This window comes from Enterobacter sp. ku-bf2 (assembly GCF_001742765.1).
Lineage (GTDB): Bacteria > Pseudomonadota > Gammaproteobacteria > Enterobacterales > Enterobacteriaceae > Enterobacter > Enterobacter quasiroggenkampii.
The window spans coordinates 119,545-136,834 of the sequence record NZ_MDVW01000001.1 but is presented as its reverse complement, the minus strand read 5'-3'; the positions used below and the strand labels follow the sequence as shown (position 1 = coordinate 136,834).

Below are 17,290 nucleotides of genomic sequence, written 5' to 3'. Positions count from 1 at the left end.
CCGGGTTTTGTTTTGTAGCCCCGGTAAACACAGCGCCACCGGGGATATCCACAGGTTCAGAAGTATTTACGCAAATACTCCGTCAGACACAGTGTCGCCATCGCCTGCCCATACGGCATTGAGGTCAGCGGGATTTGACGATAAAACTCAAGATCGCTCCCCATGCCCGTGCCGAACGACGTTTGCAGCAGCTCGCCTTCCGGCGAGATATTCCTGACGATACCGCGAATTGCTTTTTCTGCCACCTCAGCATACTCCGCGCCAACATAGCGCTTGCGCACGGCTTTCAGAATGCCGTAGGCAAACCCTGCCGTGGCGGACGCCTCAAGATAAGAATGTGGATCGTCAAGCAGCGTGTGCCACAAACCACTCCCGTCCTGACACTTCGCCAGCGCGGCAATCTGCGCGTTCAATACCTGCACCAGGTAGCGGCGCACGGCGTTGTTTTCCGGCAGATCCACCAGTTCGAGGAAGTCCGGGATCACGATGGTGAGCCAGCTGTTGCCACGCGCCCAGCGGGCACGGGCAAAGTTATGATTACCGTCATAGCTCCAGCCGTGGAACCACAGTCCGGTCTCCCGGTCCATCAGATTCTGCACGTGCAGCAGGAACTGATACACCGCCTCTTCAACGTACTCCGGTTTGTTGAGCAGCTTGCCGATTTTCGCCAGCGGCAGCACCGTCATCATTAGCGTGTCGTCCCACATCTGCTGATGGTTCTCTTCCGCCAGGGTGATGTGCTGCATCCCGCCGTGTTCAGTGCGCGGCATCTCCGCCATCGCCCATTCCGCCCAGCTTTCCAGCCACGGCAGCCAGGCCTGATTTTGGGTCTCTTCGTAACGATAAGCGAGCGTCAGGAACGGCGACATGGTATTCACGTTTTTGGTGGTTGCGCCTTCCGCAAAGCGGTCGGCAAACCAGCTGTCGATGATGTCGCGCATCCCTTCGTCGCCGGTCTGGCAGTAATACTGCCAGATACCATACAGGCCGACGCCGTGCGTCCACTCCCATCCGGCCCAGCCTTTGGTGTCGATCACGCGCCCGTCGTCCAGCCGCAGCAAAAATTCACCCGTTTTGTCGCGGATATTGACCAGATTATGCGTCACCTTTTGAATCAGCGATTTCAGCTCGTCCCGGGCGATAAAGCGCTCTGGCTGACGTAATAACGGGCTATGTTTGACAGGCCAAACTTTCATTATCTTAACCTCTGTTGTATGTCGAATTCAGTACCGCGCGATCCTTAAGAGAAGGTGCCGCTGGCTTATTACGATTCAGATAACCGATGTTGTTATTGCCCCACAGTGACTCATAAGGCATACCGGCCAGCATCTCGACGGTGGCGCGGGCGTGTGGCGTCGCTGACTCAGGCATCGCATGACCACTCTCACGCATTTTCGCGGTCTCCTCGCGCAGCGTGCTGTGGGTTTGCAAATTGAGTTTGAAGCGCAGGGAAACAAGAAAGCCGCAGAACAGCACCAGGATGGTGCCCACGCTCAGGATCATCAAAATGGTGTGGCTCACTTCCGCAGGCTGCACTTTCTGACCACTGACAAAGCCGGACATCTGCATCACGATGCCCACCAGCATCACCGCACCGGCCTGCGACGCCTTGCGGGTCAGGGTCATGATGCCCGCGAAAATCCCTTCGCGGCGCTGGCCGGTGATCACTTCATCCACGTCAGCAATGTAGGTGTAGGTATTCCATGGCACGTAATTGATACCGCCACGACCCAGCCCTGCGACCGCAGAGATCAGCAACAGCAGAGCGTAGACGTCGCTCAGGCCAGCATAATAGAGTACGGCGTACGAGAGAGACGCCAGGCCAAACAGCACCACAACCATGCGGTAGGACGGTGCAGGCCCGAAACGGATACACAGCGGGATCATGGCGATAACCGCAATGAACTGGAAGATAGCCATCGTGCCCAGCAGACTGGACGCCATTGACGCTTCCTGCATCAGCACGAACACCACGTAGTAGGTGAATACCGCGTTAAACACGTCCTGCGCGATATAGCCGCCGAGGTACATGCCCAGATGCTGACGGAAAATTTTGATACGCAGCGTGGAGCTTAACTCAACGATCAGCCGGTTGAGGCTCTGCCCCAGCGTCAGTTTTTTCTTCTCTTCTTCAGCACGCAGCGCCGCTTCAGACCACTCTTCGCGCGGGCGCTCCCAGGTGAAGCACCAGACGAAGGTCAGCATCAGCGCGCAGAGCACAGAGAAGACCTGGCTTGCGTAGAAGAAGGAAACCGCGTTGTCTTTCCCGAAGTGGGTCAACAGGATCCCCGGCAGGAAGGAGGCGAGAATGGCGGACATCTGCGCCATAGAGATGCGCGCCCCGGAGAACTTCGTTTTCTGTTTAAAGTCGTCAGTCATTTCCGGCACCAGCGTTTCGTACGGCACCAGAATCATGGTGTAGACAATATCAAACACCAGATAGGTCAGCAGGTAATACCAGAAGCTCATGTCCCCAACCCACATCAGCGAGTAGCTGAACACGCACGGAATACCCAGCAGGATAAAGAACTTACGACGGCCAAAGCGCTTACCGAGCCAGGTCGTACCAAAGTTATCGGTTAAAAAGCCCATTAACGGGCTAACCACGGCATCCAGCACCCTTGCCGCGGCAAAGATGAACGTTGCTTCGATCGGTGTGAGCCCGCAGAAGGTGGTATAAAAATATAAAAGCCAGGCCGCCGTCAGGGCGGTGGTACCCGCCCCAAGGAAATCACCTGATCCGTACGCAAGATAATTCGCGAGTCCAATTTTACGTGTTTTCATTGCCGTCAACCCTAATCAGTTTTGGGAGACTCCCTGCAAGCAAGCCTCGTCCGGGAGCTTTAATACGGCTACAGTAATTGCATCGGATTGTTGATACCTTTCTGTTTCTGCCATTGCAAAGAGGGGGAATGGCAAAAATACAAAGAGTATGGTTACGCGCGTCACTGATTTATAAAACAGTGTTTCTTTTTGATCAAAAGGCGAGGTCAGTTTTGAGAGCCAGCCATCAAAATTGCCTGATGGCTGGTGAAAAGGCAGGGTGTTAGCGGTAGTTCACGATGACAGAATTGCTCTGCACCTTCAGCGCCGGGATCAAACGTCCTCCGCCCGGCACTTCCCAGATGAAACGCAACGGCTCAATAGCTGGCACGCCGTTGAACGCCTGCGTTGTTCCATTTTCGCCGTCGATTTCGGTACAGCGCGTCTGAGAGCAGAGGCGCACCCGCAAGCCCGCTGGCGTAGGGCCAATCAGCCGGTAGTTCCAGACCACAAGGCCCATCTGACCGGAAACCTCTTCCGAAGGCGACAGCGGGTTAGACGACATGGCAACACCGCGGTTGCTGAGGGTCACCCCCATGCTGCTCGCCTGCCAGGTACCTCCCCCGGCAGCCTGCGCTGCCAGCGGGAAGAGCACTATCCAAAGCCACTTACGCATTATTTTCCTCCAATCGTCGCGGTCATGCGGATATGACGGTTATCCGACAGCTCCAGATTCGACAGCACGACCAGCTGGTTCAGGCTGCGACGCAGGAAGCGCGACAGCAGCGGACGCAGCGCGTGGTTCACCAGCAGCACCGGCGGCGCCCCCAGCATCTCCTGACGCGCCAGCGCCTCCTGGGTTTGCGCCAGCAGACGGTCCGCCAGGCCCGGCTCCAGGCCGCCCCCGCCTTGCAGAGCCTGCAGCAGCAGACGCTCAAGCGGCGTATCGAGGCCGATCACCTGCACTTCCCCGGTTCCCGGGAACCACTGCTGGGTGATTGCCCGTCCCAGCGCCACGCGCACCACCGCCGTCAGCTCGTGCGGATCGCTTTGTATCGGCGCGTGCTCGGCAAGGGTTTCCAGAATGGTGCGCATATCGCGGATCGGCACCTTCTCGTCGAGCAGGTTTTGCAGCACCTTATGCAGCGTGGTTAAGGTCAGCACGCCGGGGACCAGATCTTCCGTCAGCTTCGGCATCTCCTGCGTGACGCGGTCCAGCAGCTGCTGCGCTTCCTGACGGCCAAACAGCTCCGCCGAGAATTGCCCAATCAGGTGATTAAGATGGGTTGCCACCACGGTACTGGCTTCCACAACCGTATAACCCTGGATCTGCGCCTGCTCTTTCAGCGCGCTTTCAATCCAGATCGCGGCCAGACCAAAGGCCGGGTCGATAGTTTGCTCGCCCGGCAGCGTGCCTGCGGCGGTGCCGGGGTTAATCGCCAGCCAGCGGCCCGGATAGGCATCACCGCTGCCGATTTCAACGCCTTTCATCAGGATGCGATAGCGCGCGGGCGGCAGGTCCATATTGTCGCGGATGTGAACCACCGGCGGCAGGAAGCCCATGTCCTGGGCGAATTTTTTACGGATACTGCGGATACGGCCGAGCAGCTCGCCGTCCTGCTGGAAATCGACCATCGGGATCAGGCGATACCCGACTTCCATTCCCAGGGAATCTTCGAGCTGAACGTCGTTCCAGGTCGCTTCAACGGCCTGGGTATTCTCCGGCATTTTGACCGGAACAGGCTCCGCTGCCGGTTTGGTTTCACGGCCACGCATCCACCAGGCAAGGCCCAGCAGCGCCGCCGTAAACAGCAGGAAAACGAGGTTTGGCATACCCGGCACCAGACCGAGCAACCCGAGAACCGCCGCGGCCAGCAGCATCACGCGCGGGTTACTGAACAGCTGGCCAACCATCTGCTCGCCAACGTCCTGATCGGTGCTCACGCGGGTCACGATGACACCCGCCGCAGTGGAAATCACCAGCGCCGGGATCTGCGCGACCAGACCGTCACCGATGGTCAGCAACGTATAGCTTTCCGCCGCGTGGCCCATGTCCATCCCGTGCTGCAACACGCCCACCAGCAGGCCGCCGACCACGTTAATCACCATGATCAGAATGCCCGCGATGGCGTCACCGCGGACAAACTTACTCGCACCGTCCATGGAGCCGTAGAAGTCCGCCTCCTGCGTCACTTCCGCACGGCGCTTTTTAGCTTCATCTTCAGCGATAAGACCGGCGTTCAGATCGGCGTCGATCGCCATCTGCTTGCCGGGCATCCCGTCGAGCACAAAGCGCGCGCCCACTTCCGCAATACGCCCTGCACCTTTGGTGATGACCATAAAGTTGATGATCACGAGGATGACGAACACCACGATACCGATAGCGAAATTACCGCCCACCAGGAAGTGGCCGAACGCTTCCACCACTTTACCTGCCGCTGCCGCCCCGGTGTGACCTTCCATCAGGATGATACGCGTGGACGCCACGTTCAGCGCCAGTCGCAGCAAGGTGGTAAACAGCAGGATGGTCGGGAACGCGGCGAACTCCAGGGTACGCTGGGTGAACATCGCCACCAGCAGCACCATAATGGACAGCGCGATATTGAAAGTGAAAAGCAGGTCGAGGATGAACGCCGGGAGCGGCAGTACCATCATCGACAGAATTAGCAGGATCAGAATCGGCCCGGCCAGGATCTGCCATTGGGTCGATTTCAGGTTGCCGGGCAGGCGCAACATTGCCACCAGATTAGCCATCAGTGTCCTTCTCGTTCATAAAATCCAGCGCGGCAGGCACCGGAAGGTTCTCAGGTTTCACAGGCCGTTGACCGCCGGCCAGACGCCAGCGCTTCAATTGCCACACCCAGGCCAGCACTTCCGCCACGGCGGCGTAGAGTTGTCCCGGGATCTGTTGTCCAATATCCGCATGGCGGTACAGGGCACGCGCCAGCGGAGGCGCTTCGAGGATCGGCACGCGGTGTTCGGTGCCAATTTCCCGGATACGCAAAGCGATCAGCCCCGCCCCTTTTGCCACCACTTTTGGCGCGCTCATTTTGTTTTCGTCATAGCGCAGCGCAACGGAGTAGTGTGTCGGGTTGGTAACGATGACGTCGGCCTTGGGCACATCATCCATCATGCGGCGACGGGCGGCGGCACGTTGCATCTGGCGGATACGCCCCTTCACGTGCGGGTCACCTTCCATCTGCTTATATTCGTCACGGATATCCTGACGTGACATCCGCAATTTCTTGAAGTGGGTATAGAGCTGGAAGATCACGTCAAAACCCACCATCGGGATAATGCTGAGCACCACCAGCAGCGCGCAGAGTCCGACCAGATTCAGGGCATTGCTCATCGCGGTGAGAGGCGATTCGCTGATGAGACGCATCATTTCCGGCCAGTGGTACCAGAGGTAAAACCCCGCTGAGCTGCCCATCAGCACCGATTTGAGAATGGCTTTGAGCAACTCGGCCCCGGTCTGTGCAGAGAACATTTTCGCAATGCCCGGCAGCGGGTTCAGTTTGGAAAATTTCGGCTGCAGCGATTTGGCGCTGAAGACCAGACCGCCGAGCATCACCGGCGAGACCAGCGCGACCAGCACAACGCCGGTGATCAGGGGCAGCAGCGCAACCATGGCCCCTTTAATCAGCTGAATAATCTGGCTGAGGATCAGATTCGGATCGTTGACCATACTGTGGTCAAAACGTAAGCCGGTTGACAGCATGCCCGCCAGCTTGCGGGCGAGCGACTCCCCGCCCCACCAGATAATGCACACGCCTACGATAAGGATCAGCAGGGAGGTCAATTCTCGGGATCGGGGGATTTGCCCTTCCTCACGCGCCTTTTCTAGTCGGTGGGGTGTGGGGGCTTCCGTTTTGTCGTCGTTCTCTTCTGCCACTGTGCACGCTCAGCCCATTACGTCACGGGTATCATGCCAGCGCAGCGGAAATCCAATGGCGGGAAAAGCCCGTTTATTCGGGCTCTTTTCGGTGATTTTGTCGCAAACCGCCTCAGGGGATGGATGCCCCCTGAGGCGGAATGGACCATCAGAAGCCGAGGCTGTCCAGCAGGTCGTCCACCTGATCCTGGCTTGCCACCACGCCCGCCTTGCTGGCGTCGAGCTGTGGACCATTGAGCAGGCTTTCGTTCTCGCGTTTTGGACGGGCTGCCGGTTCCGGGATGTTCTCCAGCAGCACCATCAGCAGTTGGCGCTCAATCTCCTGGATCACATCCATCATGCGCTTGATAACCTGACCGGTCAGGTCCTGGAAATCCTGCGCCATCATGATGTCCAGCAGTTGGGCATTGGTGAAGCTGGTGTGACCCGGCACATCCCCCAGGAACTGACGGGTATCGGTCACCAGCTCGCGGGCATCCGCCAGCTCGATAGGGTTCTCAAACCACTCGTCCCAGCGTTTGGTCAGCGCTTTCGCCCCCTTTTCCATCGCATCCTGGTGCGGCTGCGACGCTTCAACGCTGTTCAGCGCACGTTCAGCGGCCTGAGCGGTCATCTGCACGACGTAGTCCAGACGATCGCGGGCATCAGGAATCGCTTCCGCCGCTTCGGCAATCGCCTGATCCAGACCCAACTCACGCAGGCTGTCACGCAGCATGCGCGTCAGGCTGCCGATGCGGACGATGATGTCGCTCGGCGAGTGTTCTTCAACGGGTTTCATAGCAGGTTGCATCATAACCAACACCTCACATGCCGAGTTTCTCGAAGATCTTACCGAGCTTCTCTTCCAGGGTCGCCGCGGTGAATGGCTTCACCACATAGCCGCTTGCGCCCGCCTGTGCAGCGGCAATGATGTTCTCTTTCTTCGCTTCTGCCGTGACCATCAGAACCGGCATGGACGCCATTCCCGCATCAGCACGAATGGTTTTTAACAGTTCCAGACCGTCCATGTTTGGCATGTTCCAGTCGGAGATCACAAAACCAAACCCGCCAGCCTGCAGTTTGTTCAGCGCATCAACGCCGTCTTCTGCTTCTTCAACGTTGTTGAAGCCCAGCTCTTTCAGCAGGTTGCGCACAATGCGACGCATGGTGGAAAAGTCATCCACAACCAAAAACTTAAGCTCTTTATCCGCCATAAAATAATACTCCTGAGTCAAATACGTATTGCCTGTCCGGCACTGATTTTCGCCAGCATCTGCTGGCTTACCTGGCTAAGATCGACCACTTCGCTCACGCCACCCATATTGATGGCCTCGCGCGGCATGCCGAACACCACACAACTTGCTTCATTCTGCGCAATCGTCCAGGCGCCAGCCTGGTGCATTGCAAGCATTCCGGCGGCACCGTCGTTGCCCATCCCCGTCAGGATCACCCCCACGGCGTTGCGCCCCGCATGTTTCGCCACCGAATGAAACAGCACATCCACCGACGGACGGTGCCGGTTGACCGGCGGTCCGTCATGAATTTTGATTTGATAGTTAGCGCCGCTGCGCGCCAGCTCCATATGCTTGTCGCCCGGCGCGATATAGGCATGCCCCGGGAGCACGCGCTCGCCGTCTTCCGCCTCTTTCACGCTGATCTGGCACAGCTTGTTCAGGCGTTCTGCGAACGAACGGGTAAAGCCTGGCGGCATATGCTGAGTGATCAGAATACCCGGACTTGAGAGCGGCAATGGCTGGAGTACATGACGAATTGCCTCTGTTCCTCCGGTTGACGCCCCAATGACCAGCAGTTTTTCCGAGCTGAGTAAGGGACCGGCCTTCAGGGTCGCCGGCGCGGCCATCGGCGTGTGGGCGGCAAGCTTCGCCCGCGACGCGGTGCGGATCTTCTCGGCGATCATCTCGCTATACGCCAGCATCCCTTCACGGATGCCGAGCTGCGGCTTGGTGACAAAATCGACCGCCCCCAGTTCCAGCGCGCGCAGGGTGATTTCCGATCCTTTCCCGGTCAGGGAGGAGACCATCACCACCGGCATGGGCCGCAGCCGCATTAATTTTTCGAGGAAATCTATGCCATCCATGCGCGGCATCTCGACATCCAGCGTTAGCACGTCGGGGTTATATTTTTTAATTAAATCCCGCGCTACCAGCGGATCAGGCGCGGTTGCCACCATCTCCATGTCGCTGTGGCTATTGATAATTTCAGTCATGATCTGACGCATCAGCGCTGAATCATCGACAGACAATACCCTGATTTTACTCATGCTTTTTCCTTACTCAGCGCATATACCGTTTGCCCACGCAGGCTAAACTCACGCACGAGGTTGCTGAAGTTTTCCGAGTGCCCGGCAAACAGTAAACCGTCAGGCTTGAGCAACGGAACAAACCGACGCAAAATGTCCTGTTGCGTCGTTTTATCAAAATAGATCATGACGTTACGGCAAAAAATGGCGTCGAAAGGCCCCGGCACGTTGTACTGCTTATCCAGCAGGTTAACGGGCGCGAATTCGACGCAGTTCGCCAGCTCCTGGCGTACGCGTACCAGGCCTTCATGCGGGCCCGTCCCGCGCATGAAATAACGCTGCAGCTGCTGCGGCGACAGCGTTTTCAGTTCATCCTGGCGATAAACGCCGTTACGCGCCTTCTCCAGCACTTCGGTATCGATATCGCTGGCGTAGACCTTCCAGCGCCCGGGCACCATCCCCAGCGTATCGGCAAGGGTGATCGCCAGCGAGTACGGCTCTTCACCCGTCGATGCGGCCGCACTCCAGACGCGATACTCCCCGGTGCGACGGCGCGCATGCTCGGCCAGAACCGGGAAGTGGTGAGCCTCGCGGAAAAACGCCGTCAGGTTGGTGGTTAACGAGTTAATAAAAGCCTGCCACTCTGCGCTGTTCTGGTTCGCCTCGAGCATGCTCAGATAGCGGCCAAAATCATCCAGCCCCAGCGTACGCAAGCGCCGCACCAGACGGTTGTAGACCATGTCCCGCTTATGATCCGCAAGCACGATCCCCGCACGCTGGTAGATTAACTGACATATCCGACGAAAATGCGCGTCGGACAGCGCGAGGCGCTGTGTCATCTGCAACAATAATGACGTTTGCCCAGGGGGCATTGGTGATGTCATAGCGCCTTCTTAATTACATTCAGGATACAACTGGCACGGCCTGCGACCGCCCGACTTCTGTTACTGCTTCAACGTGCTCTTTCACATTAAATACCGCGACCAGCCCGGTCAGACGATCCGCCTGGCTGGCCAGCTGATCGGTTGCCGCTGCCGCTTCCTCAACTAACGAGGCGTTCTGTTGCGTCACCTGATCCATCTGGCTCACCGCCTGGGCAACCTGCTCAATGCCGCGACGCTGTTCATCCGACGCCGAGGCAATCTCGCCCATGATGTCGTTCACCCGCGTCACGGAGGTGACGATTTCGTGCATGGTTTTCGCCGCGGTATCCACAAGGGTTGAGCCCTGCTGAACGCGTGAGACCGACTCTTCGATCAGCACCTTAATTTCTTTCGCCGCGTTGGCGCTGCGGCTCGCCAGGTTACGCACTTCACCCGCCACCACCGCAAACCCCCGCCCCTGCTCCCCGGCACGCGCGGCTTCTACTGCGGCATTCAGCGCCAGAATATTGGTCTGGAACGCGATACCGTCAATCACGCTGATGATGTCACCAATTTTCTGTGAACTGGTGGCGATCTCCTGCATGGTGCTGGCGACGTGGGACGCCTGGTCGCCGCCCTTCTTCGCCGTCATCGCCGCCTGTTTTGACAGGTCAGACGCCTGACGCGCGTTATCGGCGTTCTGGCTTACCGTCGCGGTCAGCTGCTCCATACTGGCTGCCGTCTGCGCCAGCGAGGCCGCCTGCTGCTCGGTGCGGGACGAGAGATCGTTGTTACCCGCCGCAATCTCTGAGATCCCGGTGTGCATGGCATAACTGCCCTGACGCACGTCGGATACCGTTTCCCGCAGCGATCCCTGCATCGCCTTCAGGCTGGCAAAAATTGCCGAAATTTCGTTCTTGCCGAACACCGCCACCGGACGCGCCAGGTCGCCTTTCGCAATACTGTCGAAGTGGCTGCTGATAATGGACAGCGGCTGCACAATCATTCTGCGCGACCAGAGCAGCGCGGCACCGGTCAGCAACCCTGCCAGTATCACCACCACGGCAAAGATGACGCCCGACATGTGATAGCTTTGGCGACTCTGTTCACCGGCACGCTGGACAGACTGGTTAATATCCTGCTGCCACGCGTTAAAGCTGCCGTCAAACGCGGCCTGCGAGGCCTGAACCGGCGCGGTCATAAAGTCCGACAGCTGGTTGTTCTCAAGCCACGTCGCCTGATGGTCCAGATCGCTGTACCACTGTTCAAAATGGGTCTTCATGGCGGCCTTCAGCGCTTTCTCTTTCTCGCTACCGGTGGCCTGTGCCGTAAAGGCCTTAAACTGTGCGTCAGCCTGTTTCAGGCTGTCGCGCGCGGTGGCCATCAGCGCCTTAATGTCATCCGGCGGATAACTTAGCGCGGTTAAGGTTCCCGCCTTGTTCAGCGCAGTGCTTGCCTGCAACAGCACGGCACGGGTTTGTGCCAGTGCGGAGCGCTGCTGATTACTCGCCTCAACGTCCTGCAAATTCTGATAGCCATCGCGAAACGCCCAAAAAGACAACCCGTTACTGCCAACCTGCAACACACCGCAAAGGATCAGAATCAAAAACAGTGTGGTCGAGATACGAATACGATTTAACATCCACGCTCCCATCAAGCGGCAAGCAGCCGCGGTTTAATTGTCAGTCAAAATGTTTCCCAGTTTTCATCTTGTCCGGTCGTCGCGGTACGCGTACGGTTTGCAGCCGGTTCAGCGGCTGGCGCGCGGTACGTCGCCTGCGGGGTGACCGTGTTTCCAGCGAGTGAAGCGAGACGAAACGCCGAGACGGCCATCTTCAGACGGCTTGCCTGGTCTTCCAGCGCAGCGGCCGCCGCAGCGGACTCCTGCACCAGCGCGGCGTTTTGCTGTGTCACGCGATCCATTTCCGATACCGCCAGAGCAACCTGGTCGATACCACGACTCTGCTCATCAGACGCAGAGGCGATTTCACCCATGATGTCCGTCACGCGGGTGACAGCATTCACGATGTCATTCATGGTCTCCCCGGCGCTTTCCACCAGCACGGAGCCGGTATCCACGCGGGAGACGGAATCTTCTATCAGCGACTTGATCTCTTTTGCCGCGTTGGCGCTGCGGCTGGCCAGGTTGCGCACTTCCCCGGCCACCACGGCAAACCCGCGTCCCTGCTCACCCGCACGCGCCGCTTCCACGGCGGCGTTCAGCGCCAGAATGTTGGTCTGGAAGGCAATGCCGTCGATGACGCTGATAATGTCGGCGATTTTCTTCGAGCTCTCGGCGATGTCGTGCATGGTTTTCACCACGCCATCCACCACGCGACCGCCGCGCTGTGCCGTCTCGGAGGCGCTTTCCGCCAGCTGAGACGCCTGGCGGGCGTTATCGGCGTTCTGCTTCACGGTCGCGGTGAGCTGCTCCATGCTGGCCGCCGTCTCTTCCAGGGCGGACGCCTGCTGTTCGGTGCGCGAAGAAAGGTCGTTATTGCCCATCGCAATTTCGCTGGTGCCGGTATAGATGGCATCCGTGCCGCTACGCACGTTGGCGACGGTATCGATTAGCGAACGCTGCATATGGTCAACGCTGTTTGCCAGCTCGGTGATCTCATTACGCCCGGACACGGTCAGCGTTTTGGTCAGGTCACCGCCGGCAATGTCACGAATGTGGGCAATGACGCGACCGAGAGGGTTCAGCAGGATATGGCGAATGCCGTACCAGACCGCGATCAGCACAATGACCAGCGCCAGCGCCAACACCGCCATCTGCCATTTCGCAAAGCGGTAGTCATTCTGGCTTTCAGCAAACGCGGAGTGATACAGATCGCCACTGACCTTCGCGTACTCCCCCAGCGCCGCGCCGAGGGCGTTTTGCATCCCCTGCGTCGGCTGCGCGAAATAGGCGTCCATGTTGCCGCTCTCAAGGAACTGAATCAGCTCTGCCAGACCGGCATGATAGGCGTTGTATTTTTCGTCAATGTTCTGGCTCACCTGCTCCATCGCAGGCTGCGGGGTAATCTTTTTGAAGGCGTCGTAATGTTTTGCGGCGTCAGCGAGGGTGGCACGGGCATTTTTCAACAGATCGGTTTTCGCGCTGCTCTGCTGATTGTTGGGATCCATCATCATGCGCGCGGACGAGCGGCTCAGGTTGATACGCGTTTGCAGCATCAGATCCCACGTTGAGGTGAGCTCACTCTGCTGCAGGCGGAGATCGTTCGAGGCCGCAAAGCTGTCCTGGTTCTGTTTTAATGACGAGAAAAAAAGCCCGCCGGAGATGAGCTGAAGAAGTGCGAAAATGACCAGCACCATCATGAGCATTGTGACAACGCGGATACGGTTCAACATACAACACCTTCTCATAGATTTATTAACGGTGTTATCGGCACAGCCAACAGGAACTTTACATTTGCGAAAGGGAAAAGCGCGGGGTTAGAAAGCCACGTCGACAATCAGCGTATCGGTGTAGGTTCCGGCGGGTGGCGTGGCCTGATTGGTCAGCACTTTCGCGGTGTAGTTGTAGGTACGCAGGAGACCATCGGTACTGACCTGCGACGACGTCGCGCTGGTCCAGCGTTCGCTGCCGCTGCCGCCCCAGCGGTTACCCGTGGCTTCTTTATAGATGTCATAACTCAGGTAGTTACTGCCGCTTACCATCCGGCGCACGTTATTCAGCGCGTTAGCACCGTTGTTAATGCCGATGGTATACGTACTGCCTTTGGTACAGGTGACGGCAATCGCCTGCGAGACGGTAGGGAAACTTTGCACCAGCGGCGCACTGTTGAAGTTGACGTCCGGCGTGGTCATGGCGCTGCAGTCGTTGGTCACGGTCAGGTTAAGGAGGATGGTGGTCGTCGCCGTGCCCGTCTGATTGATTGAGCAAATACCGAGCGCGCCCACGGAGCAGACGCTGTAGTTAACGCTGAAGGTTAACTGCACCTGATACGGCCCGGCAGAAACGTTCTGTCCGGCGACGGTACGGAAATAGAGCGGGATGTTGTACTGCTTTGACCCCAGCAACCCCAGCAGCGTATTCCCGCTCCAGGTATACGATTTACTTATCTGTACCTCGCTGCTGCTCGCGCAGCCCGCGAGTCCGCACAGCCGGGTGGGGATCACGTCCGTGATGGCCGCGTTGTCCGTGCGCTTCATGGTGGCCCGACTGCTGCCCGAGACCGATGCCGCGGTATAGGTCAGCGTCACCGAGTCGCTGGTCAACAGATTCAGTATGGCATCGCAGGCCACCACCAGCGTGCCGGTGGTTTCCACCTCCCCGGTTCCGCTGAGCGCAAACGACGTGACGCTGCCAAACGAGGCGTTGACCGTACTGACGGTACACGCTGCCCAGCCGCCACCGGAAAACAGCAGCAGTATTAACAGCAGCAGGCGCTTCATGGCGCCTCCCGGCACACCAGCGGACCGTAGGTTTGCAGCTTGTGCTCCGGGTTGGCTCCCACGGTCAGGGTAGCCCTGCAGCGTTTTCCATCAGGCGCGATCACCTCCAACGGGTTAACATCACTAAGATTTTCCAGCCAGGCGATGCCGTCATACCCCACCACCGCATTGCTGCGCGAAGCGCGTCGGACCTGGCTTCCCACCGGCAGCGCCTGGCCGCGTACATCGTGCAGAATGACGCTTGCCACCCGCTCCTGCTCCATTGGGAAATCAACCAGATAGCCGCTGTGACGCCGGATCGCGATCCGCCGCTCGGTCTCTTTCAGACGGGTATCCGCCGGCAGGTTCAGGGTATCAATGCGGTAGCTAGCCGGATAATACGCCGACACCCCGCTGACCAGCAGGTAACCGTTGTTATTCGTTTTACCGACGGGCTGATTCTCATAGCTGACGGGCACGTCCGGATGACCGTCGGTACTGATGACGACAAACGCATCGTTGATCTTATTCGCGGCAAACAGCTCGCCGTCCATCAGAACAATCGCGCCCATCGCCTCGCCCCACCAGGTCATCATGTCCCTTTCGCCGTAGCCGCCGCCCTGCAGTTCAATATTGTTATTACGCCAGCCCAGCGTGCCCTGTTGATAATCACTGGATTTTGACTGGTTGGCCCAGGCCATGTTCCAGCTAAAGCCGCCGTCAGACGGCATGGCGTGGTTATAGTTGATGCGCTGGGTACTACCGGCATCCGGGGTGTTTTCAACGGTGAACGCGGCGCTGTCGCGTGCCCCCAGCGGCACCTGCAGCGACAGCGCGACCGTCCAGTCTCCCCGCTGCTGGTCCCGGCTTCCGGCGAGGTAAATACTGCTCGCGCCCCACAAATTGCGGCTCCATGAGAGATTAAGCAGCTCGGTTTTTTGACTGTCAAAACTTTCCACGCCGATCCAGGCCGCGCCGATGTTGCCGTACTGTCCCAGATTGAAGGTCAGAGAATACTGGTCCGTATTGCGGCTGAAGCTGGCGATGGGTTTATTGTTCTCGTCATACACCGTCGGCTGGTCGTAAAGGGCCAGATTGCCAAAACCGCGGTCACGGCGCGTGTGCTGAGTGGCGATGCTAAACTCGCTGGTGCTGTACTGGTAACCCCAGTTGATTTGCCCGCCCGTATCCCCGCGCATGCGGCTCTGCGAGTAAGCGGTATTCACCACGCCAAACTGGCCGAGTTTTATCACCGTCCCTGCCCCGCCCAGCGCCAGCTCCTGCGCCCCTTCCGCATGCCCTTCCAGGGTCAGCCAGTCCGTCACCCCGTAGCGATACGAGCCGCTGCCTGCCGCGGAGCCGTAGTCAAAATTCCTGATACCGTAATTACGCCGCAGGCTGCCCAGCGTCACGGCGCCGTCGCTCAGCCCTTTTTTAAGCAAGTCGCTGGTGACGTAAAACGGCAGCGTGGTGCTGACCTGTCGCCCCAGCGCATCCGTCGTGACCAGCACCGCATCCCCGGCGCCGTTGATATAGGGCAGATTGGTCAGGGTGAAGGGGCCCGGCTGAAGCTGGGTTGAGCCGGAGCGATACCCGTTGATAAAAAGATCGACCGAGGTGGGTACCGCCGCTTCCCCGGCGAACTCGGGCAGCGGCCACGTCACCAGGTCAGGCCGCAGGGAGAAATCCCGCCCGACGCTGATCCCCCCCATCCGCACGCTGGAACTCCAGCTCAGGGCATCGCTGATCACGTCCCCGACGCTCCAGCTCATCGCGTCATCCTCATTGGTGAACAGCAGGGTTGTGTCATAGCGGACATACCCCTCCTGCTGACCCTCGTTGCCGGTGAAATTTTCGCGGGCATAGCCGGTGGAGGAAAACGAACCGTTCTCGTTAAAGTAGCGGAACTCATGCCAGAGGGAAGCCTGTCCGCCGATGTGCTCCGTGTGGTTGGTGTAAAGATCGTAATTGAGCAGCGCGCCGCGCCCGAAGTGCGGTTTGGCCTGCGTCGCTTGCGCGCTGAACGGCGTCACGCGGGACGCGACCCAGTCGCGGGGAACGGTCAGCAGCAGGCGCTGCGCGGCGCTGTCATACTCGACCCGAACCTGAGAAAGCGAAGAGAGATTTACCTCGCCGGCAGGAACATGTTCCGGTGGCAGCCCCGCACGCAGCAGGTCGGCGCTGGAGATAAAGAAAGCGCCTTTACGCTGCGTCACGGGCACGACCAGACCGGTGTCGTAGTGGTTAAGCACGAGGGCAAGCTGGAAGACCGCTTCATCATGTATCGCCTGTGCCTGGGGCGGCGGCGGCAGGCTGTCATCGCCGGGCTCAGCCCAGGTCGCGGAACTGACGCAAAGCAGTATCATCATCGCCGGCTTCAGTTGACGGGCGTCGACTGCCATTGTGCGTCCCTGGCATTAATCTGCGCGCTCATCCGCTCTGGCTGACGAACGCCCGCGGGTACCGGCCAGCTGCGGGTGCTACCGGGAAGTACGTAACCCAGCAATCCCTCCGCAACCGTGCGTTTCTGCCCTCCCTGCTCCAGCGCCACCTGGCTCAGCCTGACATGGACATCCCCCCGATTCCGGACCTCCAGTGCCGGCTGCCCATCCGTTCGCGTCACCCGCCAGCTCAGGTTTCGGGTCTCCGCCAGCGCGTGATGCGCCCCCTCTTTTATGGTCGGGATCCCCTGACCATACACAAACAGCGGAATGGAGTAACGCATCTGCAATTTGAGGCCGATGGTGGGTTCTGCTTTGGCATCAGGCTGAGGAATTTCATCCACGATAATGCGGTAGGCTTGTTCGATGCCTGCGGGAACGGGCGCCTGCTTAATAAGGCGGATAAGCTGCTTGCTGCCTGTGCCAATCGTGACGATGGGCGGGCTGGCGACCACATCCTGCTGTGCGGTGTAGCGCTCGTGTCCGTCCTCCTGTTTCCAGCGCACAATGCGCACCTGCATCGTTGTGGCGCTGTTTCCCTGGTTCTGGATCCACAGTTCCGTGGCGTTGGCGTCTGCCGCAAGCCACGGGTCGATCGGCCAGAGCAGAATGGTGGCTGCCGCCTGCGCCTGACCGGTTGCCACAGCCATTCCCAACGCGCCCGCCAGACAAACAGGTCTGAAAATTGGCTTCATCAACACTCTCCCTT

Annotated in this window: 14 protein-coding genes; all 14 read right to left on the bottom strand. The window is 58.8% G+C overall.

The window, feature by feature from the left end; translation table 11 throughout:
• Window positions 1-56: 56 nt before the first annotated feature.
• Window positions 57-1,196: a glycoside hydrolase family 105 protein gene (locus BFG58_RS00650; RefSeq protein WP_069718982.1), complete on the bottom strand. Its 1,140-nt coding sequence runs from the start codon at window positions 1,194-1,196 to the stop codon at window positions 57-59.
• Window positions 1,197-1,200: 4 nt separating this feature from the next.
• Window positions 1,201-2,784 carry an MFS transporter gene (locus BFG58_RS00645; RefSeq protein WP_069718981.1) on the bottom strand — a complete coding sequence of 528 codons (1,584 nt, stop codon included), beginning with the start codon at window positions 2,782-2,784 and terminating at the stop codon, window positions 1,201-1,203.
• Window positions 2,785-3,046: 262 nt separating this feature from the next.
• Window positions 3,047-3,439, bottom strand: coding sequence for a flagellar protein FlhE (locus tag BFG58_RS00640; RefSeq protein ID WP_048029418.1), 393 nt, complete (start codon window positions 3,437-3,439; stop codon window positions 3,047-3,049).
• Window positions 3,439-5,517 carry a flagellar biosynthesis protein FlhA gene (gene flhA, locus BFG58_RS00635; RefSeq protein ID WP_069718980.1) on the bottom strand — a complete coding sequence of 693 codons (2,079 nt, stop codon included), beginning with the start codon at window positions 5,515-5,517 and terminating at the stop codon, window positions 3,439-3,441. Before flhA ends, BFG58_RS00640 begins: the two co-directional genes overlap by 1 nt.
• Window positions 5,510-6,658, bottom strand: a complete 1,149-nt coding sequence (gene flhB / locus BFG58_RS00630) for a flagellar biosynthesis protein FlhB (protein WP_021240449.1) — start codon at window positions 6,656-6,658, stop codon at window positions 5,510-5,512. The genes flhA and flhB overlap by 8 nt, the downstream gene beginning before the upstream one ends.
• Before the next feature lie 148 nt (window positions 6,659-6,806).
• Window positions 6,807-7,451, bottom strand: coding sequence for a protein phosphatase CheZ (gene cheZ, locus BFG58_RS00625; protein ID WP_008500432.1), 645 nt, complete (start codon window positions 7,449-7,451; stop codon window positions 6,807-6,809).
• 10 nt (window positions 7,452-7,461) lie between these two features.
• On the bottom strand, window positions 7,462-7,851 hold the full coding sequence (cheY, locus tag BFG58_RS00620; RefSeq protein WP_008500431.1) for a chemotaxis response regulator CheY: 390 nt from the start codon (window positions 7,849-7,851) through the stop codon (window positions 7,462-7,464).
• A gap of 17 nt (window positions 7,852-7,868) precedes the next feature.
• A complete protein-coding gene (locus BFG58_RS00615; RefSeq protein WP_008500430.1) occupies window positions 7,869-8,918 on the bottom strand; it encodes a chemotaxis response regulator protein-glutamate methylesterase in 1,050 nt (349 codons plus the stop codon).
• Window positions 8,915-9,781, bottom strand: coding sequence for a protein-glutamate O-methyltransferase CheR (gene cheR, locus BFG58_RS00610; RefSeq protein ID WP_069718979.1), 867 nt, complete (start codon window positions 9,779-9,781; stop codon window positions 8,915-8,917). Before cheR ends, BFG58_RS00615 begins: the two co-directional genes overlap by 4 nt.
• A gap of 19 nt (window positions 9,782-9,800) precedes the next feature.
• Complete coding sequence (gene tap, locus BFG58_RS00605; protein ID WP_069718978.1) at window positions 9,801-11,402, bottom strand: methyl-accepting chemotaxis protein IV; 1,602 nt, start codon at window positions 11,400-11,402, stop codon at window positions 9,801-9,803.
• A gap of 44 nt (window positions 11,403-11,446) precedes the next feature.
• On the bottom strand, window positions 11,447-13,114 hold the full coding sequence (gene tar, locus BFG58_RS00600; protein ID WP_063621994.1) for a methyl-accepting chemotaxis protein II: 1,668 nt from the start codon (window positions 13,112-13,114) through the stop codon (window positions 11,447-11,449).
• Between the two features lie 84 nt (window positions 13,115-13,198).
• Window positions 13,199-14,161 carry a spore coat U domain-containing protein gene (locus BFG58_RS00595; protein WP_063621995.1) on the bottom strand — a complete coding sequence of 321 codons (963 nt, stop codon included), beginning with the start codon at window positions 14,159-14,161 and terminating at the stop codon, window positions 13,199-13,201.
• Window positions 14,158-16,542 carry a fimbria/pilus outer membrane usher protein gene (locus tag BFG58_RS00590; RefSeq protein WP_063621996.1) on the bottom strand — a complete coding sequence of 795 codons (2,385 nt, stop codon included), beginning with the start codon at window positions 16,540-16,542 and terminating at the stop codon, window positions 14,158-14,160. Before BFG58_RS00590 ends, BFG58_RS00595 begins: the two co-directional genes overlap by 4 nt.
• Window positions 16,518-17,276: a molecular chaperone gene (locus BFG58_RS00585; protein WP_048029413.1), complete on the bottom strand. Its 759-nt coding sequence runs from the start codon at window positions 17,274-17,276 to the stop codon at window positions 16,518-16,520. The genes BFG58_RS00590 and BFG58_RS00585 overlap by 25 nt, the downstream gene beginning before the upstream one ends.
• Window positions 17,277-17,290: the final 14 nt, after the last annotated feature.

Coding starts and splice junctions, on each gene's coding strand:
- BFG58_RS00650 (WP_069718982.1), bottom strand. CDS start 1,196: ATGAAAGTTTGGCCTGTCAAACATAGCCCGTTATTACGTCAGCCAGAG.
- cheR (WP_069718979.1), bottom strand. CDS start 9,781: ATGACATCACCAATGCCCCCTGGGCAAACGTCATTATTGTTGCAGATG.
- BFG58_RS00640 (WP_048029418.1), bottom strand. CDS start 3,439: ATGCGTAAGTGGCTTTGGATAGTGCTCTTCCCGCTGGCAGCGCAGGCT.
- tar (WP_063621994.1), bottom strand. CDS start 13,114: ATGTTGAACCGTATCCGCGTTGTCACAATGCTCATGATGGTGCTGGTC.
- tap (WP_069718978.1), bottom strand. CDS start 11,402: ATGTTAAATCGTATTCGTATCTCGACCACACTGTTTTTGATTCTGATC.
- cheY (WP_008500431.1), bottom strand. CDS start 7,851: ATGGCGGATAAAGAGCTTAAGTTTTTGGTTGTGGATGACTTTTCCACC.
- BFG58_RS00585 (WP_048029413.1), bottom strand. CDS start 17,276: ATGAAGCCAATTTTCAGACCTGTTTGTCTGGCGGGCGCGTTGGGAATG.
- BFG58_RS00645 (WP_069718981.1), bottom strand. CDS start 2,784: ATGAAAACACGTAAAATTGGACTCGCGAATTATCTTGCGTACGGATCA.
- cheZ (WP_008500432.1), bottom strand. CDS start 7,451: ATGATGCAACCTGCTATGAAACCCGTTGAAGAACACTCGCCGAGCGAC.
- flhA (WP_069718980.1), bottom strand. CDS start 5,517: ATGGCTAATCTGGTGGCAATGTTGCGCCTGCCCGGCAACCTGAAATCG.
- BFG58_RS00595 (WP_063621995.1), bottom strand. CDS start 14,161: ATGAAGCGCCTGCTGCTGTTAATACTGCTGCTGTTTTCCGGTGGCGGC.
- BFG58_RS00615 (WP_008500430.1), bottom strand. CDS start 8,918: ATGAGTAAAATCAGGGTATTGTCTGTCGATGATTCAGCGCTGATGCGT.
- BFG58_RS00590 (WP_063621996.1), bottom strand. CDS start 16,542: ATGGCAGTCGACGCCCGTCAACTGAAGCCGGCGATGATGATACTGCTT.